At 71.3% G+C, this 26,801-nt stretch carries 23 protein-coding genes and 1 pseudogene; 12 read left to right on the forward strand and 12 right to left on the reverse strand.

Translation table 11 applies throughout. The features are described 5' to 3' along the window. Positions 1–78: 78 nt before the first annotated feature. The 5 genes from GA0074694_RS11945 to GA0074694_RS11970 all read right to left on the reverse strand — a co-directional run bounded on the left by GA0074694_RS11945 (position 79) and on the right by GA0074694_RS11970 (position 4,813). Positions 79–732, reverse strand: coding sequence for an O-methyltransferase (locus GA0074694_RS11945; protein WP_091457019.1), 654 nt, complete (start codon positions 730–732; stop codon positions 79–81). 51 nt (positions 733–783) lie between these two features. Beyond that, positions 784–1,437, reverse strand: coding sequence for a Maf family protein (locus GA0074694_RS11950; protein WP_091457023.1), 654 nt, complete (start codon positions 1,435–1,437; stop codon positions 784–786). Between the two features lie 78 nt (positions 1,438–1,515). Further along, the gene (mycP, locus tag GA0074694_RS11955) at positions 1,516–2,631 is read right to left on the reverse strand and encodes a type VII secretion-associated serine protease mycosin (RefSeq protein ID WP_091457026.1); all 1,116 of its coding nucleotides are present in this window, start codon (positions 2,629–2,631) and stop codon (positions 1,516–1,518) included. A 1,387-nt stretch (positions 2,632–4,018) separates the two neighbouring features. Beyond that, entirely contained in the window at positions 4,019–4,483 is a 465-nt protein-coding gene (locus GA0074694_RS11965) for a hypothetical protein (protein WP_091457029.1), read from the reverse strand. Between the two features lie 120 nt (positions 4,484–4,603). Further along, the gene (locus GA0074694_RS11970; RefSeq protein WP_091457032.1) at positions 4,604–4,813 is read right to left on the reverse strand and encodes an acyl-CoA carboxylase subunit epsilon; all 210 of its coding nucleotides are present in this window, start codon (positions 4,811–4,813) and stop codon (positions 4,604–4,606) included. A 92-nt stretch (positions 4,814–4,905) separates the two neighbouring features. Here GA0074694_RS11970 and GA0074694_RS11975 point away from each other — a divergent pair, with 92 nt between their 5' ends. Further along, positions 4,906–6,840: a serine/threonine-protein kinase gene (locus tag GA0074694_RS11975; protein ID WP_091457035.1), complete on the forward strand. Its 1,935-nt coding sequence runs from the start codon at positions 4,906–4,908 to the stop codon at positions 6,838–6,840. Positions 6,841–6,944: 104 nt separating this feature from the next. Then, positions 6,945–7,202, forward strand: coding sequence for a hypothetical protein (locus tag GA0074694_RS11980; RefSeq protein WP_176737878.1), 258 nt, complete (start codon positions 6,945–6,947; stop codon positions 7,200–7,202). Positions 7,203–7,407: 205 nt separating this feature from the next. Here the strand turns inward: GA0074694_RS11980 and GA0074694_RS11985 are convergent, their stop codons facing one another. Continuing rightward, complete coding sequence (locus tag GA0074694_RS11985) at positions 7,408–8,160, reverse strand: GH25 family lysozyme (protein ID WP_091457039.1); 753 nt, start codon at positions 8,158–8,160, stop codon at positions 7,408–7,410. A 177-nt stretch (positions 8,161–8,337) separates the two neighbouring features. On the opposite strand from GA0074694_RS11985, the gene GA0074694_RS11990 reads away from it, so the two are divergent. Beyond that, positions 8,338–9,123, forward strand: coding sequence for a M50 family metallopeptidase (locus GA0074694_RS11990; RefSeq protein ID WP_091457043.1), 786 nt, complete (start codon positions 8,338–8,340; stop codon positions 9,121–9,123). A gap of 42 nt (positions 9,124–9,165) precedes the next feature. Here GA0074694_RS11990 and GA0074694_RS11995 read toward each other — a convergent pair whose 3' ends face one another. After that, positions 9,166–9,636 (reverse strand): GNAT family N-acetyltransferase, encoded by a 471-nt coding sequence (locus GA0074694_RS11995; RefSeq protein WP_091457047.1) that lies wholly within the window; start codon positions 9,634–9,636, stop codon positions 9,166–9,168. Between the two features lie 114 nt (positions 9,637–9,750). On the opposite strand from GA0074694_RS11995, the gene GA0074694_RS12000 reads away from it, so the two are divergent. Then, complete coding sequence (locus tag GA0074694_RS12000; protein WP_091457051.1) at positions 9,751–10,251, forward strand: SigE family RNA polymerase sigma factor; 501 nt, start codon at positions 9,751–9,753, stop codon at positions 10,249–10,251. Continuing rightward, the gene (locus GA0074694_RS12005) at positions 10,244–11,128 is read left to right on the forward strand and encodes a hypothetical protein (protein ID WP_091457054.1); all 885 of its coding nucleotides are present in this window, start codon (positions 10,244–10,246) and stop codon (positions 11,126–11,128) included. The genes GA0074694_RS12000 and GA0074694_RS12005 overlap by 8 nt, the downstream gene beginning before the upstream one ends. Positions 11,129–11,276: 148 nt before the next feature. Here the strand turns inward: GA0074694_RS12005 and GA0074694_RS12010 are convergent, their stop codons facing one another. Next, positions 11,277–12,860, reverse strand: a complete 1,584-nt coding sequence (locus tag GA0074694_RS12010) for an acyl-CoA carboxylase subunit beta (protein WP_091457059.1) — start codon at positions 12,858–12,860, stop codon at positions 11,277–11,279. 111 nt (positions 12,861–12,971) lie between these two features. On the opposite strand from GA0074694_RS12010, the gene GA0074694_RS12015 reads away from it, so the two are divergent. After that, entirely contained in the window at positions 12,972–13,847 is an 876-nt protein-coding gene (locus GA0074694_RS12015) for a biotin--[acetyl-CoA-carboxylase] ligase (RefSeq protein ID WP_091457063.1), read from the forward strand. Positions 13,848–13,950: 103 nt separating this feature from the next. Beyond that, positions 13,951–14,523: a PH domain-containing protein gene (locus GA0074694_RS12020; RefSeq protein ID WP_091457067.1), complete on the forward strand. Its 573-nt coding sequence runs from the start codon at positions 13,951–13,953 to the stop codon at positions 14,521–14,523. Between the two features lie 131 nt (positions 14,524–14,654). On the opposite strand, the gene GA0074694_RS12025 is transcribed toward GA0074694_RS12020, so the two are convergent. The 4 genes and pseudogenes from GA0074694_RS12025 to GA0074694_RS12040 form a co-directional block, all read right to left on the reverse strand. Continuing rightward, complete coding sequence (locus GA0074694_RS12025; RefSeq protein ID WP_091457071.1) at positions 14,655–15,254, reverse strand: signal peptidase II; 600 nt, start codon at positions 15,252–15,254, stop codon at positions 14,655–14,657. Positions 15,255–15,352: 98 nt separating this feature from the next. Further along, positions 15,353–16,252 carry a MaoC/PaaZ C-terminal domain-containing protein gene (locus GA0074694_RS32235; protein ID WP_218105674.1) on the reverse strand — a complete coding sequence of 300 codons (900 nt, stop codon included), beginning with the start codon at positions 16,250–16,252 and terminating at the stop codon, positions 15,353–15,355. A gap of 257 nt (positions 16,253–16,509) precedes the next feature. Further along, positions 16,510–17,076, reverse strand: a pseudogene (locus tag GA0074694_RS12035) (GtrA family protein); the annotation flags it as partial. A gap of 63 nt (positions 17,077–17,139) precedes the next feature. Further along, complete coding sequence (locus GA0074694_RS12040) at positions 17,140–17,727, reverse strand: GtrA family protein (protein WP_176737879.1); 588 nt, start codon at positions 17,725–17,727, stop codon at positions 17,140–17,142. Positions 17,728–18,100: 373 nt separating this feature from the next. Here GA0074694_RS12040 and GA0074694_RS12045 point away from each other — a divergent pair, with 373 nt between their 5' ends. From GA0074694_RS12045 to GA0074694_RS32240, 5 genes are all read left to right on the forward strand, one after another. Then, positions 18,101–19,942 (forward strand): phosphoenolpyruvate carboxykinase (GTP), encoded by a 1,842-nt coding sequence (locus GA0074694_RS12045; protein ID WP_091457079.1) that lies wholly within the window; start codon positions 18,101–18,103, stop codon positions 19,940–19,942. A gap of 177 nt (positions 19,943–20,119) precedes the next feature. Next, positions 20,120–20,977: a hypothetical protein gene (locus GA0074694_RS12050; RefSeq protein WP_091457082.1), complete on the forward strand. Its 858-nt coding sequence runs from the start codon at positions 20,120–20,122 to the stop codon at positions 20,975–20,977. Positions 20,978–21,031: 54 nt separating this feature from the next. Next, positions 21,032–22,159 (forward strand): geranylgeranyl reductase family protein, encoded by a 1,128-nt coding sequence (locus GA0074694_RS12055; RefSeq protein WP_091457086.1) that lies wholly within the window; start codon positions 21,032–21,034, stop codon positions 22,157–22,159. 46 nt (positions 22,160–22,205) lie between these two features. Further along, positions 22,206–22,976, forward strand: a complete 771-nt coding sequence (locus GA0074694_RS12060) for an isoprenyl transferase (protein ID WP_091459025.1) — start codon at positions 22,206–22,208, stop codon at positions 22,974–22,976. Positions 22,977–23,183: 207 nt separating this feature from the next. After that, positions 23,184–26,708: an RICIN domain-containing protein gene (locus GA0074694_RS32240; RefSeq protein WP_218105675.1), complete on the forward strand. Its 3,525-nt coding sequence runs from the start codon at positions 23,184–23,186 to the stop codon at positions 26,706–26,708. Positions 26,709–26,801: the final 93 nt, after the last annotated feature.

Genomic DNA, 26,801 nt, shown 5'->3' on the forward strand with positions numbered 1-26,801 from the left:
CAGGGGCCCCCTGCAGTGCATTTTTGTCGAGCAGGGGACCCCTGCAAACCTCCACGGCAGGTCGCGGCCCCGACGGTCTCAGCGCACCCGGGCGAGGGTGAGGCCGTCGGCGACCGGCAGCATCACCAGGTCCACCCGCACGTCCGCCAGCACCTCGTCGTTGAACGCGGCGATCGCCCGGTCCGCCTCGTCCTGCGGGGCGAGCACCCGGCCGTCACGCAGCACGTTGTCCACCGCGATCAACCCGCCGGGACGCATCCGGGGCACCAGCTCCGACCAGTACACCGGGTAGCCGACCTTGTCCGCGTCGATGAACGCGAAGTCCAGGTAGCGCTCGTGCGGCAGGTCGTGCAGCCCGTCGGCGGCCGGGCCGATGCGCAGCTCGATCCGGTCGTCCACCCCGGCGCGCGCCCAGTACCGTCGGGCCACCGACGTGTACTCCGCCGAGATGTCGAAGCAGGTCAACCGCCCGCCGTCGGCCAGGCCCCGGGCGATCGCCAGCGAGGAGAGGCCGGTGAAGGTGCCCACCTCCACCGCCTGCCGCGCGCCCACCAGACGGGCCAGGAAGGTCAGCAGGGCCGCCTGCTCCGGGGCCACCTGCATCTGCGCCTCGGCCGGTAACGCGGCCCGGGTCTCCTCGACCAGTTCGCGGACGATCTCGTCCGGTGGGGAACCGTGCGCGACCAGGTACTCGTGCAACTCGTCGGTCAGTGGCAGAGACTTCACACTCATGGCCGGACGCTAGCTGACCTGCGCACCCCAACCCGCCCCGACCCGCTGCGGTCAGCCCAGCGGTTGCACCGTCTGACCGCCCGGCGCGGGCTGCGTCCACAGGTCGGTGACACTCAGCTCCAGCTCGATCAACAGGTTGCGCAGCAGCGGCATGGAGAGACCCACCACCGTTCCCGGGTCGCCCTCGATCCGCTCCACGAACGCCCCGCCCAGACCGTCGATGGTGAACGAGCCGGCCACCGCCAGCGGTTCACCCGTCGCCACGTACGCGGCGATCTCCTCGTCACTGATGTCGGCGAAGTGCACGGTCGTCGCCGCGACCGCCTCCACCCGGCTCTCCATGATGAGGTCCACCAGGCAGTGGCCGGTGTACAGCACGCCGCTGTTACCGCGCATCCGCTCCAACCGGCGGGTGGCATCCGCCGCGTCGGCGGGCTTGCCGAGGATCTCGCCGTCGAAGGCGAGCACCGAGTCGCATCCCAGCACCAACGGCCGGTCACCCACGGCCGGGCGTAGCCGCTCGGCCACCGCCATGGCCTTCAGCCGGGCCAGGGTCAGGCACAACTCCTCCGGCTGGTCGGTCTTCTCCTGGGACTCGTCGACCCCACTGACCAGAACCTCCGGTTCGATACCGGCGGCCTGGAGGAGCTTGCGACGGGCAGGGCTCGCCGAGGCGAGCACGAGGCGGACTGTCTGGTTCGGCACGCCGGGAGGGTACCGACTGCCGACAAACGGCAGATCGCCGGCACACCGAAAGTGTCCGCTCGTTCCCGCGCCGCCCGGTCAGCGGGCCCCGGCTGAGGACACCGCGCCGTCCCGTCGACGCCGCCGGGCGGCCAGCGCCCACGCCGCGCCTCCACCGAGTGCCGCCAGGCCGCCCGTTGCCAGCAGCCACCCGACCACCCCGTCGTCATCCGACCCGGGCCCGGCCGCCGTCGTGGTCGGCGCAGCGTCGGCCGAGGCACTCGCCGTCGACGGTTGCGCGCCAAGCGGTGGTACGTCTGCCGTCAGCGCCGCCACCAGGTCGATGACGCCGTATCCGTACTCGTCGTCCCGGCCCGGTGCGCCCTTGTCGACGGCGGTGGCGGTCAGCCGGTGCACCACCTCGGTCGCCGAGAGGTCCGGATACCGTGCCCGGATCAGCGCCACCGCCCCGGCCACGATCGCCGTCGAGTCTGAAGTGCCGGTGCCCTTGCGGTACTTGCCGTCCATGCTGGTGCTGTAGATGTCGGTGGCTGGCGCGACTACGTCGACCTCCCGCCCGGTTACCGAGACGGCGGCGTGGTTCCCCTTCCGATCGACCCCACCCACCGCAACCACCCCCGGATGCCGCGCCGGATACCCCACGACGAAGTCCTGAGGATGGTTGCCCGCAGCAGCAACCACAACAATGTCCGCAGCAAGCGCAGCATCGATCGCTTGCCTAAGGCGAAGTGTTGATCCACCGCCAGTGGAGATGCTGATTACCTGAGCGTCTGATCGCGCGGCGAATTCAATGCCCGCCGCTAAGTCGTCTGGATTGCTTAGGTTGTCAGCGGCAGTGGAAGTGATTGGCAGTATTCGCGTTTTCGGTGCGATGCCTAGAGCGCCATCAGCATTGTTTCGACCATGTGCTGCAATTAAGCCAGCCATGCCAGTTCCGTGGCTATTTGGATCTTGACGGCCGTCACCGGAGCCGCCCGCGATAATGTCCGTTCCCGGCAGCAGGTTGTTGCGAAGGTCGGGGTGTGGGTCCACGCCGGTGTCTGGGACCGCGACCACTACGCCCTCACCCTGGGTGATCTGATGCGCCTCGGCCACATTGAGAAAACGCAGGTGCCACTGGTCGTCGCGGATACGATCTGCGTGCGCATGGGTGGCTGGCAGGACGATGGTTGCCGCCACCGCCAGTGCCGCCATTGCGGCAGCTGTCCTCACCGGTCGAGGCCGATCGCCGGACCTGGATCAATTGGGCCCTCCTCGTCCGGCGGTCGGACTACTGGGTCCACGCCTTGAGCGGTCTCCCACGGGTTGTTGGGATCCCAACGGCGCGGGTCAAACTCGTCCGGCTCGCGTCGCCCAGGTCGGCCCGCTTGCGGGGTAAGCCCAGGCGGGCCGCCAAAGGGACTCATGCCGTGCACGCCGCTGATCGATGGTCCACGCCCGGAGCCGGGCCGTGATCCTGCGCCACCACTGGGAGCAGTGCCCGCACCACCGCCGCCGATCACGCCACCGATTGGGTTCACCCTGCGTGGCGTGGGTGCTCCGGGAGCAGGTTGACCCAGTCCCATTCCCGGCGGCCCGCCGATCAAGCCACCTGGTGGCAGCGGCCGAGGCCCGGCTGCGGGGCCTCCGGCAGGAGGCTTGCTGACCGGGCCGGCTATACCGCCCCTGCTCGGCGCGCCCAGAGGACCCCGTGGCGGAGGAGCGGACACCGGGGGAAGAGGCACCGCACCAGGATTGATGCCCGGGTTGAGTGGCGGCATCGGAGGCGTGACTGGAGGCATCGTCGGATTTGCCTGAGGCGGCAACACATTGGGGCCAGCCCCACCGAGAATCGGGCCTAAGCCGGGCGCGGGCGGCATTGGCGCCGGTCGTGCCACAGGTGCGGACCTGTTGACCGGCTTGGCCGAATCGGGGGTCGACAAGGGTACCGGGACGATCGGCGGGATAGTTGGAGGTGCCCCTCCGCCGTAGACGTCGGGGTTTGAAGGGTCCTTGCTTACTCCCTTTGGCACTGGCGGGGGTGGTTTGAGCATGGCTTGGGCCTGTTGGAGTTCGCCGCTGAGGCCGTACATCAGGGAGCGGGCCTGGCCGTTCAACTGCTCCAGTTCAGCGTCGGTGACCGGTGGCCGGGCGGGGGTGGACCGTCCGACCCGGTGCAGCGGACGCTGGTCGAGCGTCGCTTCGTACGCCTGCTTGAGCCGGACCTTCTCGGCGTACCGGTCATGGATCTTCTTCAGTTCGATGCGGGTGCTGCCGATGGCGCTCGTGGCGGCGGAGAGTGCGGTGTAGTTGGCCACCGCGGCGTCGTACGTCTGCTGGACGGTGTCGATGAGCTGGTCCAGTTCGGCCAGGTACGTCCGCGAGGCGGCGCTCTTCTCCGGTGGCCACGCCTGGGCGAGCCCTCGCCGGTACTCCCGGAGCCGGCTGAGGTGCGTCAGCGCCAGTTCGCTGGTCTTGCGCCAGCCGGCGACCTGCCGCCAGTGGTTGTCCGTCCCGTGGTCCTGAAGGGTGGCCCACATGGTGGCCACGTCCATGTTGTGCCAGTTGGTCAGGTTGGACGTCGGGCCGCCACCCTGTTCGATCACGGCAGCACCTCCGGCGTGGTGGGCGCACCGGCCGGGTCGGGCACGGTGGGTGGACCTGAGGGCTGGTCGCCGCGTACCGGCCCCTGCACCCCGCGCAGCGCCCGTTCGACGTCCTGGACCCGGGCCTGGGCGAACGCGTCGCTGCCCTCGTACCGCTGGCTGATCGTGCCGGCGGCGTTGGCGAGGCCGCCGGTGTAGCTGGCCACGTCGTAGACCCGGTTCGTCGAGTCCTGCTGGACCTGCTGGTGTGCGGTGAGAAAGTGCACCAGCTCGATGAAGGCGTCACACGGGTCGGGCAGCTTCACCGACATGTCGTCCGCGATGTACGCCAGGTGGGGTGCGTAGTTACGGCGTACCTCGGCTTCGAGCCGGGTGGCGAACTCCCGCATCTGGCGGATGTCGGCCTCGATGTCGCCGTAGTCGCGCAGCCATTTCGGTCCGAGGTCTTCCTCAGGGATCATCGGCCCTCCCGCCCGTCACAGCCCGGTGTCCCTGAGTGAGGTTAATCGGTCGGTGTGACGACGGGCAGCCCCGCACCGGGGTGGCTCAGGTCACTGCAGTGAGTATGTCGATACGTTCCGTCAGTGGGGCAGGCCGGACGCGCGCCATGCGCCGGGACCGGCGACGAGGGGCGCGGTACGGGGTCGGCCGCTACGTGCCCAGGTGGACGGATCGATGGGGGCCGGCGTGGCCGGACGTGGCCGGACGAGGATCGCGCCTACGAGGGCGGCCAACTCCTCGGGGGTGGGGACACCCCGGACCATCCGGAACAGCGGCTCGTCGGCAGACATGGTGTCAAGGGTACGCGTCGCCAAGTTGACCTATCCCGCATAGTGGCGTGCCGGCGGTGTGAGGGTCCGCCGCGCCGGGTACCGTCTCGGCAATGTCGAACGCGCTTCCCCAACTCGTCGCCAACCGATACCGGCTCATCTCGCCGCTCGGTCAGGGTGGCATGGGTCGGGTCTGGAAGGCGCGCGACGAGGTGCTGCACCGCGACGTGGCGATCAAGGAACTGGTCCCGCCGCCCAGCCTCACCGACGAGGAACGTCGGGAGATGCGCGAACGGTCGCTGCGGGAGGCGCGGGCCATCGCCCGACTGAACCACATCAACGTCGTGCGCATCTTCGACGTGCTGCGTACCGACGGCGACCCGTGGATCGTCATGGAGTACGTCCCCTCGAAGTCGCTTCAGGACACTCTCGCCGAGGACGGTCCGGTGTCGCCGGCCCGTGCCGTCGAGATCGGCCTCGGGGTGCTCGGCGCGCTCAACGCGGCCCACAAGGCCGGCGTGATGCACCGGGACGTGAAACCCGGCAACGTGCTGCTCGGCGACGACGGCCGGGTGGTGCTGACCGACTTCGGCCTGGCCACCATCCCCGGTGACCCGAACGTCACCCGGACGGGCATGGTGCTCGGTTCACCCGCGTACATCGCGCCGGAGCGCGCGCGGGACGGCACGGCCGGCCCGGAGGCCGACCTGTGGTCGCTGGGCGCGACGCTCTACGCGGCCGTGGAGGGCAAGTCCCCGTACGCCCGGCCGTCGGCGATCGCCACGCTGGCGGCGCTGGCCACCGAGCCGATGCCGCCGCCGAAGAACGCCGGTCCGCTGAAGTCGGTCCTCAACGGACTGCTCCGCAAGGATCCGGCCGAACGGATCGACGCCGAGGTGGCCGAACGTCTGCTGCGCCGCGCGGGCGGCAAGCGCAGCCGGGGCATCTCGCTGCTCGACGGGGTACGCCGGCCGGGGCCGAACGGTCCCCGTGAGCCGCGGCCCTCGGCGGTGCCCGGTCCACGATCCGGTGAGACGAGCGGTGAGCGCTCGGTGCCCCCGGCCGCCGCAGCAGCGGCGGGTGTTGCCGCCCTGAACGACAGCGACGCCACGGTGAAGGCCACCTCCGACGTGGCCGGCTCGGGGGACGACGCGACGGCGAAGGTCGCGCCGGAGAACGTCACCTCCACCTCGGACGCCGGGCCTACCGCCGTGGTGCCGGCCGGCCCGCCTGCGGACGCGGGGCCGCCGACCCGGGTGGCGCCACCGGCGCAGAATCCGACGTCGGTCATGCCGGCCCCGGTGAGTCCACCCGCGTCGATGTCCGGGCGGGCCGTCGTGCCGCCGCCGTCCTCGACGCCGCCGGACAACCGCCGCCGCAACCTGGTGATCGGCGCGCTGGTGGCGGTGTTGCTGCTCGCGGCGGTGCTCGTCGTGCCGATGCTCCTCGGCAACGCCGGCGACGACGCGACCGGTCCGCAGACCGGCGGTACGACGGCCCCCACCGGCCAGTCGTCCGCCGCGCCGACCAGCGCGTCCGCCCCGGCGTCGCCGACCACGCCTCCGCCCAGCCCCACGCCCAGCCCCAGCGCCTCGGGGTTGACGCTGCCGGCCGGCTGGAAGATGCACAAGGATCCAAACGGCTTCCAACTGCCGTTGCCACCGGGCTGGGTCCGCCGGAGTGCCGGAAGCGACACGGTCGTCTTCGACCAGTCCGACGGCGTGGGCGAACTGCTCGTCCAGTGGACGCCCAACCCGAAGCCCGACGCGTACGCGGACTGGAAGCGCAACGAGCCGGCCCGCAAGAACTACGTACGGGACTACCAGTACCTCAGCATCGAGCGGTGCGACTACTGGAAGACCTGCGCGGACTGGGAGTGGCTGGAGACCCGCGACGGCACCCGGATCCACGTCCGGAACCGGGGGTTCGTGACCGCCAGCAACCGGGGCTACGCCCTCCGGTGGGAGGTCGCCGCCAGCGAGTGGGAGCAGAACCTCGACGAGTTCGATCTCATCGCGAAGGGATTCAAGCCCGACCGGCAGGACTGATCAGCCCGCTGAGCTTGGGATTCCGGGCCGGTGCGACATCCGTTCGCATGACCTCCCGCCGATCGGGGTACCTCATCCGTGACGACGGAAGGGAGGTACGACCGATGGGTTACCGACGGAAGACCACGAAGTCCTCGGTGGCACTGTGGATGCTCGTCGCCCTCGGCGACGCCGTCCTGCTCCTCGCGAGTGTCGGCATCTCGGCGCTGGTCGCCCTGGCCAGCGTCGTGGCCATCGCCGCCGCTGTGGTGGGCGGGCGGCTGGTGCTGCGGCGTGGCGCGTCCGTACCGGACGGCGTGTCCGCCGCTGACGGGGTCTCGGTCCCGGTCACCGTGCCGGTCACCCGGCGCCAGAAGGCCTGACGCGGCGAGCCGGACGACCGAACGCAGCACACTGGCGGCAGTCGGAGCAGTTGTCCACCCGCCGGTTGACAGCCGATCCTGCTGCCGCCAACCATGTCCGACGGGTCGACGCCGAAGGGTGGAGCCACGTCGGCGTACCCGATCGGGAAAGGCGCGGCCGGACGGCCGCGAGGTGCGGTGCCGTCCGGCCGGGCGCGGTACGGGATCAGGTGTTGTTGGCCAGGGCGATCAGGCGGGAGCGGTCGCCGTTCCAGTAGTTGCGGTCGACGCCACCGCTGATGCCGGAGACGGTGCCCGAGTCGGTGTACTGCCAGAAGCTCCAGAAGGGGGCGCCGGCGGGGAGGGCGCCGGGGCTGCTGGACCAGCGGGCGATCCAGAGCGGGTGGTTGCCCCAGGGGCCGGTCCAGCTGCCGGTGCACTGGTTCCACCAGCTGGTGGTGGTGTAGATGACGGCGTAGCGGCCGGTGCGGGAGCGGTAGGTGTTGAGGAAGTCCTGGATCCAGTTGCGCATGCCGGTGGTGCTCAGGCCGTAGCAGTATCCGCCGCTGTAGGGATTGCCTTCGACGTCGAGGGCGGCGGGCAGGGTACGGCTGTCGGCGGACCACGCGCCGCCGTTGCTGGCGAGGTAGTTGGCCTGGACCGCGCCGGAGGAGATGTTCGGCCGGGCGAAGTGGTACGCCCCCCGGATCACGCCCGCGTAGTAGGAGTTGGTGTAGTTCGCGTTGAACTGCGGGTCCTTGTAGCTCGTACCCTCGGTGGCCTTGATATAGGCGAACTCGATGCCGGAGTTGCGGACGCTGGTCCAGTTGATCGAGCCCTGCCAGTGCGAGACGTCGACGCCGGCCACGGTCGCGGCGGAGGCCGGGGTCGTGGTGGCGATCAGGCCGACGGCGGCGGTGGCGAGTGCGGTCAGGCTGGTGGCGACCAATCGGCGCAGGGTGAGGCGGGTACGCGACATGAGGCTTCCCTCCGGGGGTGTTCGTCTATTGACGAACATCATTGAAGGAATCCACCTGAGATAGCAATACCTGTTGAAGGACTTGCCGGAGGGTGCTCGCTGTCCGGCACCCGGCCGGTTCCCGATGACGGTCCGCTGGACGGCCGGAGGTGCGCCGGGACGGTAGGCTGCCGGCCCATGACGCCGATCGACGGCCTGGGCAGCCTGTGGGACCGGCTCCTCGGCGCGCAACCCGACCCGCCACCGTGGCTCGTCCTGGCCACCGCCGCCGTCGCACTGGTCGTGGTGTCGACCCGGCTGCCCTGGCGGATCGCCCGGAACGCGATCACCATCGCCCACGAGGGCGGGCACGCGCTGGCCGCCCTGCTGACCGGCCGCCGGCTGCACGGCATCCGGCTGCATTCGGACACCTCCGGCCTCACCCTCTCGGCCGGGCGACCCACCGGCCCGGGGATGATCCTCACCCTGCTCGCCGGCTACGTCGCCCCGCCGCTGATCGGGCTCGCCGGAGCCTGGCTGCTCGGCGGCAACCGGATCACCCTGCTGCTCTGGGTCGCGGTGGCGCTGCTCCTGGCCATGCTGGTGATGGTGCGCAACGCGTTCGGCGTGGTGTCGCTGGTGGTCACCGGCGGGTTGGTGCTCGCCGTCTCCTGGTACGCCCCGCCGCAGGTGCAGGCGGCGTTCGCGTACACCGGGGTGTGGTTCCTGCTGCTCGGCGGGGTGCGCCCGGTGGTGGAACTGCAACGGCTGCGCGGCCGGGGCCGGATGCCCGCGTCCGACGCCGACCAGCTCGCCGGGCTGACCCCGTTCCCGGCGTTCCTCTGGGTGACCTTCTTCGCCCTGGCCAACCTGCTCACCCTGGTGGTCGGGGCGGCACTGCTCGCCGGCCCGGCGCTCGCCGACGTGGGCGGGACGCTCACCGACGTCGGCGGGACGCTCACCGACGTCGGCGGGACGCCGTGAACGGTGGCCGAACCGGTTGCCCTGGCTGCTCGGTGAAGGCGCTCAGGCCGGACCCGGCCGCACCATGATGTGCCCGGTGGCGGCGAACGCCTCGTTGCCCGCGAGGCGGCCGGTCTTCGTCGCCTCGATCCGGAACCCCTCGGCGAGGTAGAGCGCGAGCGCGCCGTCGTTGCCGACCAGGACGGTCGTCTCGACCGGCCGTTCTCCCGCCGCCGCCAGGGCGTGCCGCAGCAACGCGCGGCCGTGCCCCTGCCGGTACCGGGCCGGGTCCACGTAGAGCCAGGTGACCTCGTCGTCCGCGAACGCCACGAAACCGACGACCTCGCCCGACTGCTCGGCCACCCAGACGTCCCCGTCGAAGAGTCCCTCGCCCTCGGCGGTGTCGGCCAGGGAGAGGAACGCGGCGACCCCGACGGTGGGGCGGAGTTCGTCGAGGCGGGCGGCGTCGTGGATCCGGGCGATCGCCGTCCAGTCGTCCGGACGGTACGGGCGGATCACACGCGCGGTCGGCATGCTCGGCATCGTGCCGGTACGCCCCGACGGGCGCAGCTCATTTTTCGGCGTCGACGGCAACCGTGCCGCTGCCCGGGTGCGTGTCACCTGCGAGCGGCCACGGGGAGGTAGCAGGTGTCGGACGTCGACGGGTTCGACGAGTTCTACCGGGGCAGCCGACAACGGTTGCTCGGGTTCGTCTACGCGCTCACCGGCGACCTCGGCGAGGCCCAGGACGCCGTCCAGGAGGCGTACGTGCGCGCGTGGCAGCGCTGGTCCACCGTGGGCCGGTACGACGACCCGGAGGCGTGGGTACGGGTGGTCGCCAGCCGGATCGCGGTGAGCCGCTGGCGCAGCCTGCGCAGTCGCGCCCGGGCGTACCTGCGGCACGGGGCCACCGAGACGGTCCCCGCCCCGAACACCGACACCGTCGAGGTGGTGGCCGCCCTGCGCCGGCTCCCCGAGGAGCAGCGCACCGCCCTCGCCCTGTACTACCTGCTCGGCATGCCGGTCGCCGAGGTCGCCCGGGAGACCAACGCCCCGGTCGGCACGGTCAAGGCCCGGCTCTCCCGGGGGCGTACCGCGCTCGCCGGACTGCTCGCCGTCCCGGAGTTGGAGGAGGCCGCCGATGCGTGAGCACGAGCCCACCCTGGCCGACCGGATCGCGGTCGACCTGGCCACCGTACGCTGGCCGGAGCCGGCGGAGATCCGCGCCCGCGCCCGTCGGCGGGCCCGGCGGCAGATGGTCGGCGCGGCGGTCGCCCTGGTGCTGGTGACGGTCGGAGTCGTCGCGGTGCTCCGCCCGACGGACGGCGTCGCACCGCCCCCGGTGGCCGTACCGCCGCTGGTGGTCACCCCGATGGTGGACCCGGCGGTGCGCGGCGAGATCCCGCCGGAGGTGCTGTTGCGCCCGACCGACCTGCGGGAGCAGTCCGACCTGCCGCTGACCGCGTCGGGCCTCGGCGAGTCGATCCGCCTCGACGACCGCCTCGCGGCCTGCCGCGCGGCACAGGGCCTGCCGACCCGGTGGGAGACCTCGCTCTGGTCCCGTTCGCAGGCGATCCTGCGGGACCGTCCGGACGGTTACGACCATCCGCCCAGCGACGTGTTGTTCACCCAGGACGTCCACCGGGTCACGCCGGAGGTGGCCGGGAACTTCTTCCGCGGCCTGGAAGGGCTCGTCGCCCCGTGCGCCACCTGGCGTTCGGTCGGCCCGACGGACTGGCAGGGCCGGACGGTCACCGGGGAGGCGGTGCACCGGTGGGTCCTGGCGGACCGCGACTTCGTCGGCGACGAGGCGGCGCTGCTGCGCCATTCGGTCTCCGAACCCCTTGACCGGGCCACCGGCGAGCCGCTCGGCGGGTTGCCCCGGCAGACGAGCCTGGCGATCGTCCGGGTGCGCGATCTGGTCACCGTGATCATGCCGGGACAATCCATGTCGGACGACGAGCTGACCCGGCTCGCCCGCGTCGCCGCCACCCGACTGTGCCGCGCCGCCAACCCGCCCTGCTGACGGGGGTCGCGCACCGGGGCAGCCGGCTTGGCCGGGTGTGCGGGGTGGGGTGGGCTGGGGTGGGCTGGGGTGGTAGCAGGGGACCCCTGCTCCTCAAAAAGCGGTAACAGGGGACCCCTGCTACCACCCCAGCGCAGTCGCGCCGCCGCTACAGCGGGATGTTGCCGTGCTTCTTCGGCGGGAGGGTCTCCCGCTTGGTGCGCAGCATGCGTAGCCCACGGACGATCTGGGTGCGCGTCTCGCGGGGCGGGATGACCGCGTCGACGTAGCCCCGCTCGGCGGCGATGTACGGGTTGGCCAGGGTGTCCTCGTACTCGGCGATCTTCTCGGCGCGGACGGCGGCCGGATCCTCGGCGGCGGCCAGTTCGGCGCGGTAGAGGATGTTCACCGCGCCCTGTGCCCCCATCACCGCGATCTGCGCGGTCGGCCAGGCGAAGTTCAGGTCCGCGCCGAGGTGCTTGGAGCCCATCACGTCGTACGCCCCGCCGTACGCCTTGCGGGTGATCACCGTGAGCTTCGGGACGGTGGCCTCGGCGTACGCGTAGAGCAGCTTCGCGCCCCGGCGGATGATGCCGTCCCACTCCTGACCGGTGCCGGGCAGGAAGCCGGGTACGTCGACGAACGTCAGCACCGGGATGTTGAACGCGTCGCAGGTGCGCACGAACCGGGCTGCCTTCTCCGAGGCGGCGATGTCCAGGCAGCCGGCGAGGTGCACCGGCTGGTTGGCGACCACGCCGACCGGCCGCCCTTCGACCCGGCCGAAGCCGACCACGATGTTCTGCGCGTAGAGGGACTGGACCTCCAGGAACTCCCCGTCGTCGAGGACGTGCGCGACAACCCGGCGGATGTCGTACGGCTGGTTCGCCGAGTCGGGGATCAGCGTGTCGAGTTCCCGGTCCTCCTCGGTGACGGTCAGGTCCGCGTCGACGGGGAAGGCCGGCAGCTCGTCGAGGTTGTTCGCCGGCAGGTACGACAGCAGCGCCTTGACGTAGTCGATCGCGTCGTCCTCGTCGCTGGCCAGGTAGTGGGCGTTGCCGCTGCGGGTGTTGTGGGTGCGCGCCCCGCCCAGCTCCTCCATCGCCACGTCCTCACCGGTCACCGTCTTGATCACGTCGGGACCGGTGATGAACATGTGCGAGGTCTGGTCGACCATCACGGTGAAGTCGGTGAGCGCCGGGGAGTAGACCGCGCCGCCCGCGCACGGCCCCATCACCAGCGAGATCTGCGGGATCACCCCGGACGCCCGGACGTTGCGGAAGAAGATGTCGGCGTACAGGCCGAGGCTGACCACGCCCTCCTGGATCCGCGCGCCACCGGAGTCGTTGATGCCGACGACCGGGCAGCCGATCTTCATGGCCAGTTCCATCACCTTGACGATCTTCTGGCCGAAGACCTCGCCGAGGGAGCCGCCGAAGACCGTGAAGTCCTGCGCGAAGACGCAGACCTGCCGGCCGTCGACGGTGCCGTACCCGGTGACCACGCCGTCCCCGTACGGGCGGGTGCGGTCGAGGCCGAAGTTGGTCGAGCGGTGCCGGGCCAACTCGTCCAGCTCGACGAAGGAACCCTCGTCGAGCAGCAGATCGATTCGCTCCCGGGCGGTCTTCTTGCCCCGCGCGTGCTGCTTCTCCACGGCGCGCGCCGAGCCCGCGTGCACCGCCTCGTCGACCCGTCGCTCCAGGTCCGCCAGCTTGCCGGCGGTGGTGTGGATGTTGATCCCGGTCTCGGTAGTCACCCAGGGAATATAACGATGGTTCAGGTGCTGCGTCGGTGTGCGCCTCGCCTCACGCACGGTCGTCCGCGTCCGCTCACCGGGGCACCGGCGCCGGGGCCGTAGGCTGGCGGGATGCCGGGCTCCCCGTACACCGACCTGGACCGACCGCCGCTGAACGCGGCCCGGCTGCGGCGCGCGCTGGTTGCCCCGCACGGGCCGTGGCGGCGACTGGAGCTGTGCGCGGAGACCGGTTCCACCAACGCGGACGTGGCCGAGGCCGCGCGGACCGGCGAGCCGGAGGGCCTGGTGGTGGTCGCCGAGCGGCAGACCGTCGGACGCGGCCGGCGCGGCCGGGTCTGGCAGTCGCCACCCCGGGCGGGCATCGCGACCAGCGTCCTGCTCCGGCCCGGCGAGGCCGTCCCGGAGCGTGACTGGTCACCCGTCCCCACCACCGGGTACGGCTGGCTGCCGCTGCTCGCCGGGGTCGCCCTGGTCGAGGCGGTGACCCGGCTGGCCGAGCTGGACGCCCGGCTGAAGTGGCCCAACGACCTGCTGCTCGGCGACGCCAAGTGTGCCGGGGTGCTCGCCGAGACGGTGCCCGGTGGCACGCTCGCCCAGCCGTCCGCGGTGGTGCTCGGCGTCGGTCTCAACGTGACGCTCCGCGCCGACGAGTTGCCGGAGAACCCGACCGGCCTGCCCGCCACCTCGCTGCAACTCGCCGGGGCCGCCGCCACCGACCGCGACCCGTTGCTGCGTGCCCTGCTCCGCGCGATCGCCGACTGGTACGACCGCTGGCGGTCCGCCCGGGGCGACGCGGTCGCCAGTGGGCTGCGCGAGGCGTACCTGGCCGTCTGCGGCACGGTCGGCCGTCCGGTCCGGGTGCTCCTGCCCGCGGGCGACGAGGTGACCGGTACGGCCACCGGCATCGACGCCGACGGGCAGCTCCTGGTCGACACCGGGCGGGGCGAGCGGAGTCTCGCCGCCGGGGACGTCCTGCACCTGCGCTGAACCGCTCCACACGGACACCCGCCCGCGCCGACCGTGGCTTGCGGCGCGTACGGGCGGCGGCAGGCTACCGTCAGCGCGTCGAAGTACCTGCGAGGAGGTTCGTGTGGCGTTCCCCGATGACGTCCTCACCGAGGACGAGGAGGTCGTGCTCCACCTGCACCCGCACGGGAAGGCCCTGGTCCGGCCCGTACTGGTGCTGGTGCTGGGTGTGGCGGCGGTGGTGGCCGCTGGGATCCTCCTGCCGGACGGTGAGGCCGGCCGGATCGGTCTCTACCTGGTCGCCGGGCTCGTCCTGGTGCTGGCCGTGGTGTTCGCGCTGGTGCCGTACCTGACCTGGCGCAGCACGCACTACCTCTTCACCACCGAACGGGTGCTGCTGCAACAGGGCATCCTCTCCCGGGACCGTCGGGACATCCCGCTGGGCCGGATCAACGACCACTCGATGAACCAGCGGTTCGTCGAGCGGCTCTTCGGCTGCGGGACGCTGACCATCGAGTCGGCCGGGGAACGCGGGCAGTCGGTGTTGGTCGACGTGCCCCGGGTCGAGCAGGTGCAGACCCGGCTCTACGAGTTGGCCGAGGCGCACCACGACCGGCACTCGTTGGGCGACGGCGAGATGCGGGACATCATGGCCGACATGCGGGACGGCCGACTGCTGCGCGACCCCACGGCCTGACCGCGACCCCATGGCCTGACACCGCGACCCCACGGCCTGACCGCGACCCCGTGCGGCCGTCCTGGAGCACTACCGGGACGTCCTCATCGGCACCGGCGACCGGCCGCCACGCCGGTCCCGGTCCGGGCCGGTCAGTGTTCGACGCCGGGCACGACGGTGTGCTCCGCCGTTCCGGTGTCCTCCGGTCGCATCGTGGTGCCCCGCGCGGTGAGGACGAGGAACGTGCCCGCGCCGACGACGATCGCGATGTCGGCCACGTTTCCGACGAACCAGTCGAAGTACGCGATGAAGTCGACCACGTGACCCTGCCCGAACGACGGCTCCCGCAGGAGCCGGTCGCCGAGGTGCGTGACCGCCCCGCCGAGGATGAGCCCGAGGGCCAGGGCCCAGGCACGGGACCGCACCCGCCACGCGTACCAGAGGCCGGCGACCACGCCGATGGCCGTGGCGATCGTGAAGATCCACGTCGAGCCCGCGCCGATCGACAGGGCCGCGCCCGGGTTGTAGATGAGCTGGACGCCCAACGCGTCCCCGAGCACCGGGATGCGCTCGCCCAGGGTGAGGCTGCGCTCGGCCCAGAGCTTGGAGAGCTGGTCGGTGACGACCACGACGAGTGCCGTGCCACCCGCCAGCCAGGGGGCGCGGCGCGTCCACCGTTGCGCCCGGGGCGCGGTGGCCGGTGCGTCACCGGCGACCCGGGGCGACCCGTCGGTCGCGGATTGCTCGCTCATCCCCGCAAGTCTCTCACGCGGTCGTGACCCCGCCGCCCACGTCACAGGCGGCCGCGCGATCGTCGACGCCGTCGACCCGGCCAGGGTCGCGGGCCCCGTCAGGTGGCCTCGGCCGGATGGAGCCGGTACGACGGCTCGGGCGGACCGTGGGGTTCGCGGGCAGCCGGGATGACGGCGGTGGGGGTGTCCGGGCCGTACCGGCCCGCCGGCCCGGCCGGCGCGGGTGCCGGCGGGGCGGACACCACCGGGCCGGGCAGGACTGCCGTGGGGGCATCCAGCGAGTTGACCGGCGGCGCCGTCGGGCCGGTTGGGCTGGCCGGTCCGGTCGGGGTCACGGTGGGGTGGGCGGCAAAGGCCGGGGCAGGTCCGGGCAGGGCATCCGGAGTGGCCTCGGTGCTCGGATCCGCACCGGCGCCGGTGGCGGCCGGATCCGGTCGGTCGGGCAGCGGGTCGTCCCCGTCGACGGCACCGTCGGGTTCGGTGGCGTCGACGGGCTCGGGCTGGACACGCAGGGTGAACCAGCCCCGGAAGCGGGTGCGGAGCACCTCGCACTCCGGGCGTCCGTCCGGGTCGAGGCGGAGCATCGTGCCGGTCAGGGTGACGGTGCCGAGCCCCGGCCGGGCGGTGGACGGCTTGCTTCCCACGACGTCGAGGCGCACCGCGAGGCGGTCACCGGCCCGCGCCGGGGCCAGCCAGCGCAACTCCTCCAGGCCGGGGGAGGCGTCGGCCGCCGCGCGGGAGAGCACGTGGTCGACGTACGCCCGCATGAAGAGGCTGACCGTGAAGAACCCGCTGGCGATCAGGCCGCCGTGGTGGCTCTGCCCGGCCAGCTCCTCGTCGACGTGGTACCACTGCGGGTCGAACCGCCGGGCGAAGGCGACCATCTCGTCCCCGTCGACGGTGATTACGCCCAGGTCGAACCAGCGGCCCGGGGTCAGGTCCTCGAAGAACAGCTCGGCCGAGGCCCCGGTCCCGGAGCGGACCGTCTCGGCGCTCACCGGCGCGGAGCACGCCGGGAGGCGGCGTGCAGCTCGGCGGCGAGTTCGGCTTCCAGTTCGCTGTCGATCGCGACGAGCCCGGGGTCGAGCGGGTTGAGCCGGTCGAACGGGGAGGGACCGGGTCGGGCGTCGTCCCCGGCCGCCGTGCGGGGCGCGGCCCCGTCGCCGACACCCGCCGGACGTGGCTTGGCCGCCCGACCGGGGCCCGCGGTCGGGCCCGGCGTGACCCGGGAGCGGGGTCGCAGCGCCGGCCGTGGCCGGACCTCGGGCGGCGACGTCGGCTCCGGCTGGGCCTCCTCGAGTTCGGTGACCGACTCGGCGAGTTCGGCCACCGGGTCCATTTCGGCGACCGCCTCGTGGTCGTCCCGCTTCGAGGCGGGCTCGGTGACCGGGGCGGGCTGGAAGACGAAGGTCCGGTACGACCAGAAGCGGAACAGGGTGGCGAGCACGACACCGCCGGTCTTCGCCCCGTTGAGCGCGAGCAGGCTGGTCATGCCGAGGCCATACTTCGCGGCGGCGAGGACGCCGAGTTCGATGAGCAGCCCGGTCGCGTTGAACAGGAAGAAGAGGGCATATTCCCGACGCATCGCTGATCTCGGCCGGTCGCGGTACGTCCAGTGCCGATTCATCAGGTACGACGTGATGGTGGCGACGATCGTCGCGACGACCGCGGCCTTCAGTTGCCCGTCGGCGAATACGGTCAGTGCCAGTGCGTTGAACACGGCGTAATTGATGACGGTGTTGATGCCACCGACGATGCCGAATTTGAGCGCCTCGTGGACGAACTTCTGCCAGCGCTCGGGCAGGAGGCGGACAAGACGCATGCGGAACACCTTAAGGTCGGTCGTGGCTTCCCGGCCTGTCGGCCGGACGGGATGGGCCCCAGGTCACGCCTGGGAATCTGGGTCGGGTCCTCGTGGAACCCGTCGGGTTCCCGCTTCGACGAAGACGAACCGTCGGTACGACCAGAACCGGAACAGTGTGCCGAGGCCCGTGCCGACGAGGAAGCTGGCGATGTTGTCGGCCAGCGTGGTCTGGAAGACCTCCGGCCAGATGCTGCCCAGCCCGTAACGGCTGATGGCGAGGCAGGCCACCGCGATGCCCAGCCCCACCCCGTTGAACAGGAAGAACAGGGCGTACTCGCGGACCGGGTTGGAGCGCTCGCGGTGCCGCCAGGTCCAGAACCGGTTGCCGAGGAAGGCGATCGTTGCCGCGATCACGGTGGAGATCGTCTTCGCGGTGACCGGCTCCATCCCCCGACCGGTGGTGAAGAGGTTGAAGAGCGCCAGGTCGATGAGGAAGGCGATGCCGCCGACCGTGGCGAACTTGCTCAGCTCGCGCAGGAGGTGGCCGAACCGGTCGAGCAGCGACCGCACCAGACCCGGGCGGGCATGCGGGGTACCCGGTTGGTCCCCCGTCACGGTCGCAGCCACGGGGGAAGCGTACCGGCTGGCCGCTTCCCGGACGGGTAGCAACGTCGACAGCGGGTAAACAGGTCCCGACGGTGACGGAGGGTGATGTCGACGACGAGATGACGGATCGCGATCGGTGGAGGTGGTGTGGTGGCGTGTCCGTACGCCCGCGCGCAGCCGGGTCCGGCTTGCCGTAGTGCGTTGAAGGTCATCCGGGGAATGTGCGTGAAACTGCGCGGGAAAGCGGGTATCAGCTCGTGAAGCCGCAGGTTAGCCGCACTTTGTGCATTTCTTCACAACCAGTCCCACTGCCGCTCGGGGCCGCCCGGTTTACGCTGAGCGGAATTCCAGGTTTCCACGACGGCGACGCGCTTGGCGCCCGCCACGACTCGTGCATCCCATAGATCGGTCAGCGTCGACCACAAGGAGATGTGTCATGGTTGCTCCGGCTGCTGTTCGGGGTATCGATCAGGCCCCGACGTCCCACGCCAAACTACTCGCCTGGGTCCGGGAAGTCGCGGAACTGACCACTCCCGACCGCGTGGTCTGGGTGGACGGTTCCGACGAGGAGTGGCGTCGCCTCACCGACGAACTGGTCGAGGCGGGCACCTTGATCCGGCTCAACCCGGAGAAGAAGCCGAACTCCTTCTACGCGCGGACCGATCCCGGCGACGTCGCCCGGGTCGAGGAGCGCACCTTCATCTGCTCCGTCGACGAAGCGGACGCGGGCCCCACCAACAACTGGATGGCGCCGGCCGAGATGAAGCGGGTGATGACCGACCTCTACCGCGGGTGCATGCGCGGCCGGACGATGTACGTCATCCCGTTCTGCATGGGTCCGCTCGAGGCCGAGCATCCCATGTTCGGCGTGGAGATCACGGACAGTCCCTACGTGGTCGCCTCGATGCGCATCATGACCCGGATGGGCGCGAAGATCCTCGAGGCGATGGGGGACGACGCCGACTTCGTGCAGGCGCTGCACTCGATCGGCGCGCCGCTCGCGCCCGGCCAGCAGGACGTGCCGTGGCCGTGCAACGAGACCAAGTACATCTCGCACTTCCCGGAGGCCCGGGAGATTTGGTCCTACGGCTCCGGCTACGGCGGCAACTCGCTGCTCGGCAAGAAGTGCTACTCGCTGCGGATCGCCAGCGTGATGGGGCGGGACGAGGGCTGGCTGGCCGAGCACATGCTGATCCTCAAGATCACCTCGCCGGAGGGGAAGGTCTACCACATCGCGGGCGCGTTCCCGTCCGCCTGCGGCAAGACCAACCTGGCCATGCTGGAGCCGACGATCCCGGGCTGGAAGGTCGAGACGATCGGCGACGACATCGCCTGGATGCGGTTCGGTCCGGACGGTCGCCTCTACGCGGTCAACCCCGAGTACGGCCTGTTCGGCGTCGCGCCCGGCACCGACTGGAAGACCAACGCCAACGCGATGCGCACCCTGGACCGGGGCAACTCCGTCTTCACCAACGTCGCGCTGACCGACGACGGGGACATCTGGTGGGAGGGGATGGGCGAGCCGCCCGCCCACCTGACCGACTGGAAGGGCAACGACTGGACGCCGCAGAGCGACACCCCGTCCTCGCACCCGAACAGCCGGTTCTGCACGCCGATCACGCAGTGCCCGATCCTGGCCGAGGACTACTACGACCCGAACGGCGTGCCGATCGACGCGATCCTCTTCGGTGGCCGGCGCAAGGACACCATCCCGCTGGTCACCGAGGCGCGGGACTGGGTGCACGGGGTCTACCTGGGCGCCACGCTCTCCTCGGAGACCACCGCCGCCGCCTCCGGCGCGGTCGGCGTCGTCCGCCGCGACCCGATGGCGATGCTGCCGTTCATCGGCTACCACGCCGGGGACTACTTCCGGCACTGGATCGAGATGGGCAAGGGCGCCGACGGCGACGCCTCGAAGCTGCCCAAGGTCTACTACGTCAACTGGTTCCGCAAGGACGCCGACGGCAACTTCCTCTGGCCCGGCTTCGGCGAGAACTCCCGGGTGCTCAAGTGGATCGTCGAGCGGATCGAGGGGCGTGCCGACGCGGTCGAGACCCCGATCGGCATGGTCCCGGCCCAGGACGCGTTGGACGTCGAGGGGCTCGACATGACCCCGGAGGACGTCCGGATCGCGCTCAAGGTCGACCCGGAGGAGTGGCGGGCCGAGCTGCCGCTGATCAACGAGTGGTTCGAGAAGTTCGGTGACAAGCTGCCGGGCGTGCTCTGGTCCGAGCTGGACGCCCTGCGCGCCCGCCTGGACGCCGTGCCGGGGCGCTGACCGTGCGCCGAGGTGGTAGCAGGGGTCCCCTGCTACCACCTCGTGTAGAGCAGGGGACCCCTGCAACCACCCCAACCACCCCAACCACCCCAACCACCGCCACAACCAGCGCCGCGGCGGGGCGTGAACCGGCGGGGCAGGTGTGCGGGGCGGCTGCGGCGGGCATCATCAGCAGTCATGAGGACGGCCGCCCCGACCGAGGTCCGGCGGCCGTCCGCCGTCCGCGCACTCACCCTCCTGCTGGCGGCGACTGCGGCGGCCACCGTCGCGGTCGACCTGCTCAACTGGTGGTACGCCCCGGAGCGGGGCTTCGGCCTGGCCGTGCGGACCGGCTGGGCGCTGCTGCGCGCGTTCGGCTTCGTGCTGCTGGCCGGACACGTCCGTAGCGGGCGGACACTGGCCCGGCCGTTGGGGCTGATCCTCGTCGTCACGACCGTCTTCGCGGTCGGGCGGCTGGTCGTGCCCCGGCGGGGAGTGCCCCCGCTGCCCGGGATCCTCGGCTTCGGCCTGTTGATGCTGCTCTGTCTGGCGGTGCTCTGGCTGCTCTACCGCTCCCCGGCGGTCGCCGGGCATCTCACCCGGCACCGGGGCCGGCTGGTCATCGACCGGCAGGGCATCTCCTGGCGGGAGACCCCGCCGCGCCGCCCGCCGGTCGCCGGCTGGCTGCTCACCGTCCGGGTCGCCGCGTTCACGTACACGCCGCTCATGCTCGTCCCCGCGTTCGTGGCGGCCGGCACGATCCTGGACGGCCGGCTCGCCGCCGGACCCGTGGTGCTGGCCTGGTGCGGTTTCGCCTTCGCCACCAGCTACGCGGTGCTGTTCTGCACCTTCTTCCTCCTGCGGGGCAGGCGTTGGGCACGCGGACTGCTGGTGGCGGTGACCCTCGGCGTGCTCGCCGTGGACCTGCCACTGTGCTGGTGGCTGCTCGGCGTCGACGGTCTGGTCCGGGACGGCGCGCCGCTGGTGACCGCGGGTGCCCTCGCCCTCTACGGTCTGTGGCGGAGCGGTCGGGCCGGGACCGGTGCCGCGGCGTGAGCGAGGCGCACGTCGCCGTGGTGCCGGTCGGAACGGGAGCGGAGGTGGTGCCGCGTGAGCGAGACGTACGACGTCGCGGTGGTGGGAGCCGGTCCGGCGGGGGCCGCCGCCGCGCTGGCCGCCCGCCGGGCCGGGACGCGGGTGCTGCTGCTGGACCGGGCCGACTTCCCCCGGGACAAGGCGTGCGGGGACGGGATCGCCGCGCACGCGCTGGACGTGCTCGCCCGGCTCGGCGTCGCCGACGCGGTGGCCGGCTACCCTCCGCTGCCCGCGTTGCGCCTGGTCGCCCCGGGTGGCGACACGGTGGCCCGGGTGTTGCCCCGGCCGGCGTACACGGTGCCCCGGACGGTGTTCGACGCCCGACTGGTCGCGGCGGCCGTGGCGGCCGGTGTGGAACTGCGCCGGCACACCGTCCGCCGGGTCGTCGACCGGGGCGACCGGGTGCTGCTGGACGACGCGTTCACCGCGCGGGCGGTGGTCGGTGCGGACGGGGCCGGCTCGGTGGTGCGGCGTGGTCTCGGCCACCCGATCAATCCGGAACGTCACCTCGCGCTCGCCATCCGGGGCTACGCCCCGGCCCGGTCCGGCCCGCCGGAGCAGCTCATCGTCACCTCGGCCGCGCGCTGGCCGGCGTACGCGTGGTCCTTCCCGATCGGGGACGGCCGGGCGAACGTCGGGTACGGGGAGGTGCTGCGCGGCGAGCCGTTGAGCCGGGCGCACCTGCTCGACCGCCTCGCCGTCCTGCTGCCGGGCACCGACGCGGCCACGGTGACCGACCTGCGGGCCCACCACCTGCCGCTGTCGACCTACCGCCCGCCGGCCGGGCGGGGCCGGGTCACGCTGGCCGGCGACGCGCTGTCGCTGATCAACCCGTTCACCGGGGAGGGCATCTTCTACGCGCTGCTCTCCGGCGCGCTGGCCGGGACGGCGGCGGCCCGCAGCCCGGACCGGGCCGCCGACCGGTACGCCGCCACCCTGCGTCGCCGTCTCGGCCCCCACCTGCGCCACAGCTCGGCGGCGGCCTGGCTGGCCCGGCGGCGACAGGTGGTGGACGGGGCCGTCCGCGCGGCCCGCCGCGACGACCGGGTCTTCCGTACCGTGGTGGAGCTGGGGCTCGGCGACGGCCGGCTGGACGCACGGACCCTGACGATGATCGGGTGGGGACTGGCCGGACGGGTTTGAGGTGGGACGTGCCCGTTCCCCGACCGGGTCGCTACGCTGCATGGTGATGACTCTGCGGAACCTGCTCTATTCGGTGTACGAGCGTCGACTGACGGCGAGCCTCGCGGGCAAGCCGGTGCCCCGGCACGTCGGCGTGATGTGCGACGGCAACCGCAGGTGGGCCAAGGAAATGGGCTTCGTCGACCCCAACGACGGCCACCGGGTCGGCGCCGCCAAGATCAAGGACGTGCTCGGCTGGTGCGACCAGGCCGGCATCGGGCACGTCACCCTCTACCTGCTGGCCACCGACAACCTGCGTCGTCCGGCCCGGGAACTCGACCCGCTGTTGCAGATCATCGAGGATCTCGTGGTCGAGTTGGCCGAGGAGGGCAACCCGTGGCGGTTGCGCATGGTCGGCGCGCTCGACCTGCTCCCGGCGCAGACGGCCACCGCGCTGAAGGCCGCCGAGGAGCGCACCCGGGATCGCTGCGGTGGGGCCCAGGTCAACATCGCGGTCGGGTACGGCGGCCGGCGTGAGATCACCGACGCGGTCCGCTCGCTGCTGCTGGAACACGCGGCGTCCGGCGGCACCCTGGAGGAACTGGCCGAGGTGCTGGACGTCGAGCACATCGCCGAGCACCTCTACACCCGGGGCCAGCCCGATCCGGACCTGGTCATCCGTACCAGCGGGGAGCAGCGGCTCTCCGGTTTCATGCTCTGGCAGTCGGCGCACTCGGAGTTCTACTTCTGCGAGCTGAACTGGCCCGACTTCCGTCGCGTGGACTTCCTCCGGGCGCTGCGCTCGTACGCGAGCCGGCAACGCCGCTACGGCATCTGACTCCTCGTCCGACCGTTGTCCCAGGACAACGGTCAACGATCCGTACCGCGGAAGTGTCGGCGTTCCGACCATGCCCGGCCACCCGGGACACCTGTCCCTTCCGGTCGGGACGATCCTCCGGTGACCCTCCTTCGCGTCGTCCGACCGTGGGCGGCACCGGGAGGAGTGGCAATGATCCGAAGAGGACCGACAACGAGACGGCGACGCGTGTTCGCCGGTCGGTGGGGGAGACTCTGCGCCGTCGTGGCGGTGGTGATGGTCGCCGCCGTGGGCAACGTCGCGGTGTCGCCGTCGGCGTACGCGTCGGGTCCGGTCGTGGTCGACCAGGACACGCAGCGGCGGGGGCTGTTCGCGGCGTACATGCGGTCCCGGGCGACCGGGGCCGAGGGGCTGCGGCAGACGTTCCTCAGCGCGGCGATGGTCGGCTACCGGCAGCAGCACCCCGGCGCCACGTCGCAACAGCTCGTGCAGCACACGGCGTCGATGAACCAGTGGTACACCAGCCAGCTCGGTGCCGACGACCTGGCCCGGCCGACGTACCAGCTCATGGTGAAGCTGCTGGAACTGTCGGCGCTGCACCCGTCCGGCGCGGTGGCCGCACCGATCTTCAAGGAGCTGGCCGAGTCGACGCTGGGCAAGGAGATCAAGGCGCTCGGCGAGACGCTCGACGACATCCACGCCGCGCAGCGCCACAACTCGGTGATCAACCAGGTCTTCGAGAACCAGAACAAGATCTGGGGTGAGGTGGCCGGTCGGGGCGCGATCGACCCGACCTTCACCGCGGCGTGGAACGGCTACTTCGGCGCGAAGTACAACGTCGTGGCGAACGCGACCTCCGACGAGCTGATGGCCGACCCGCTGATCGCGACGTACGTCAACGTCGAGGCCCTGCTGGAGCACACCAACAACCTCCAGAACTATCTGGACGAGGGCAACCGGCAGATCACCGCGCTGCTCAACGAGATCAACGTACGGACCGACGCCGCCAACGCGGACGTCGAGGCGATGAACGCGGCCCTCCCGGTGGACGGGCGGCAGGCGACCCCGGCCGAACTGGAGCAGGCGAAGGCGAAGGCCGAGGAACGCAAGAAGTGGCTCGAGGGTGCCGCCGGTGCGATCGACCTCTTCGGCAAGCTGGTCGGAGTCGCCGACCCGAAGGTCGGCGCGATCGTGATGGGCACCGGGCGGGCCGCCGTCCAGATCGCCACCGCGGTCAGTGACTGGCTCCCGACGCTCGCCGCCAACGGCCTGAAGGCGGCGCTCTTCTCGGCGAGCGGGATCGGCATGGCCGGCGCGGTGCTCGGTGCCATCCAGTCGCTGGTGCCCCTCTTCGGTGGCACCGGTCCGACCGTCGACCAGCAGATCCTCGACGAGCTCAAGGAACTCCGCATGGAGCTGCGGGAGTTCCGCGACGAGATGAAGGAGCGGTTCGACCGGATCGAGGTGGCCCTGGTGCAGATCTACGACCAGATGGACGCCCAGTTCAACCGGCTGCTCACCGAGGTCTGGCTGATCCAGGACGAGCTGAAGAAGGTCGTCTCGCAGCTCGCGCTGGTCACCCAGCAGGTCGACTTCTGGGGCAGCTCGATCCTCCGGTCCCTCCAGGAGACCCAGGTGTCCCAGCTCAAGGGCCTGATCAACCAGCGGGTCAGTCACTCCGCCCGGTATCCCGAGACCCCGTTGACCTGGGACGAGTACAAGGCGACGGTGGAGGCGTTGAACACGGCGGCGAGCGTGCAGAGCAAGGCGGCGCCGTTCACCGCCGGCCTCGGCGACCAGTATCCGGAGAACAACCTCGGCGCGTTCGGCTACCACGGCTCGATCCGCTACCTGACCGACTACGCGGAGAACAACCTGCACCTGCCGTACCTGGAGAGCGGCGGCGTGCGGGTGCAGGCGCCACCGGTGCCGGCGGTGGAGCACTGGATGCTCGCCGCCGAGGGTTACAAGCACATGGTGGCGCAGAACCCGGGCTATGCCGCGCAGGTCAACCTGACCACCGACGAGATCCTCGCGTCCGGTCGGGCCATCCAGACGGCCGTCCGGCGGTTCAGCGCCCCGCAGGGCTGGGACAAGCCCGACCAGCTCAACCCGATGTTCATCAAGCTGATCAGCGACTACCGGACCACGGGTGAGACGCTGTTCGGCAAGATGCACGAGAAGCGGAACGCGATCCAGAACCACCGCCTGGGCTACACGATGTTCGGCCTGCCCACCCAGGACGTGGAGGGCGCCAGCACCACCGAACCGACGTCCGTCCCGCCGTGTTCCACCAGCGTCACCTACCAGGCGAGCCGGCCCGGCAACGTGGTCAGCAAGGACGCCAAGGAGATCTGGCTGGCCGACTACGGGCGTCCCGACACCCCCGCGCAGCTCTGCTACGAGCCGGCCTGGGCGAACGAGTCCGAGCCGCCGGACCCGGACGGGGACAAGCCGTACGCGGTCTACGCCGACCTGGAGATCACCTTCAAGCTGCGGCAGCGGTGGGACGGCCAGTGGCTCACCGCCTCCACGTGGAGCAAGGTCTACCCGTACGGCAAGATCCAGCAGTACTACCCGCCGGACGACCCCCGGCAGGGCTGGCGGCGCACCCTCAGCCAGGCCATGTCGGAGAAGTGGGGCGGGGTCAAGGCGGACTTCGAGCAGACCGTGAGCCGTACCCGGACTCCGAACGACGCGACGATCAAGACGAATGTCCGTGACTGGCTCTACGGCCAGGCGGGGCAGTACTACTACGAGGTGACCCGGGACCTGAAGAAGCCGGGTACCGAACTGTACGAGCTGAACAAACAGCTCACCCGGGCGGCGCTGCTGCTCCAGTCGTACACCAAGCTCGGGTTCGCCCGCTCGCTGGAGCAGGACCAGACCATCGGCATCCACCTCTTCGGGCAGACCCGCATCCCGTTCGACCAGGGGCAGTTGGAGGCCAACGTGGTCAACGGTCGGGAGGGCCACTCCGGTGGCATCACCCCGGCGAAGCGGGTGACCGCCGGCTTCGAGCGGGCCTACAAGAACTACTGCGAGACGGTCGTGAACGACCGGTGCGTGGTGAAGCCGGAGAAGAGCGGCGTACCGGAGCCCAACCCGCTGGCGGACCCGCCGGACACCACCCCGGACCCGTACCTGCTGCCGCCCTGCAACTGGGCGGAGCGGTGGGACCCGGTCGAGCGCTGCCTCAGCTGGGCGGTCGTCCACCGGTCGAACCAGCTCAAGCAGCGGCTCGAACTGGCCAGCGAGCGGATCGCCGACCAGGTGACCCTCACCGAGGGCATCCCGGCGGTGGACGACCTGATGCAGGGCATCCGGATCGCCGAGACGGTGGCCAAGAACGGGCCGACGGGAACCACCGCCCGGGTCGGCGCGGTGACCGGGCTGGCCGGCAAGTGCCTGGACTCCCGGGCCCCGCACGCCGACGGCGCGGCGACCGAGATCTCGACCTGCGACAACTCCGGCCCCCAGGGCTGGGCGCTGATGCCGAACCGCACCGTCATGTCGATGGGCCAGTGTCTGGACGTCAGTGGCGGCGGTTCCGCGGACGGCACTCCGATCATCCTGTGGCCCTGTCACGGACTCGTCCACCAGCAGTGGCAGCCGTACCCCGACGGCACCCTGCGCAGCCCGCAGTCCGGCAAGTGCCTGACCGTGGCCGACAACAACTCCGCCGACGGCACCCTCGTCCACCTGTGGACGTGCGGCGCCGGGGCGAACCAGAAGTGGACCCTGCCGGCCTGACCGTCGACGGGACCATCTGACCGGGGATCCTCCGCCCACCCCGGGGCGGGGGATCCCCTCCGGCCTCAAGGAGAGCGTCGGCGCGGCCCGCGC

The organism is Micromonospora inyonensis (assembly GCF_900091415.1).
Lineage (GTDB): Bacteria > Actinomycetota > Actinomycetes > Mycobacteriales > Micromonosporaceae > Micromonospora > Micromonospora inyonensis.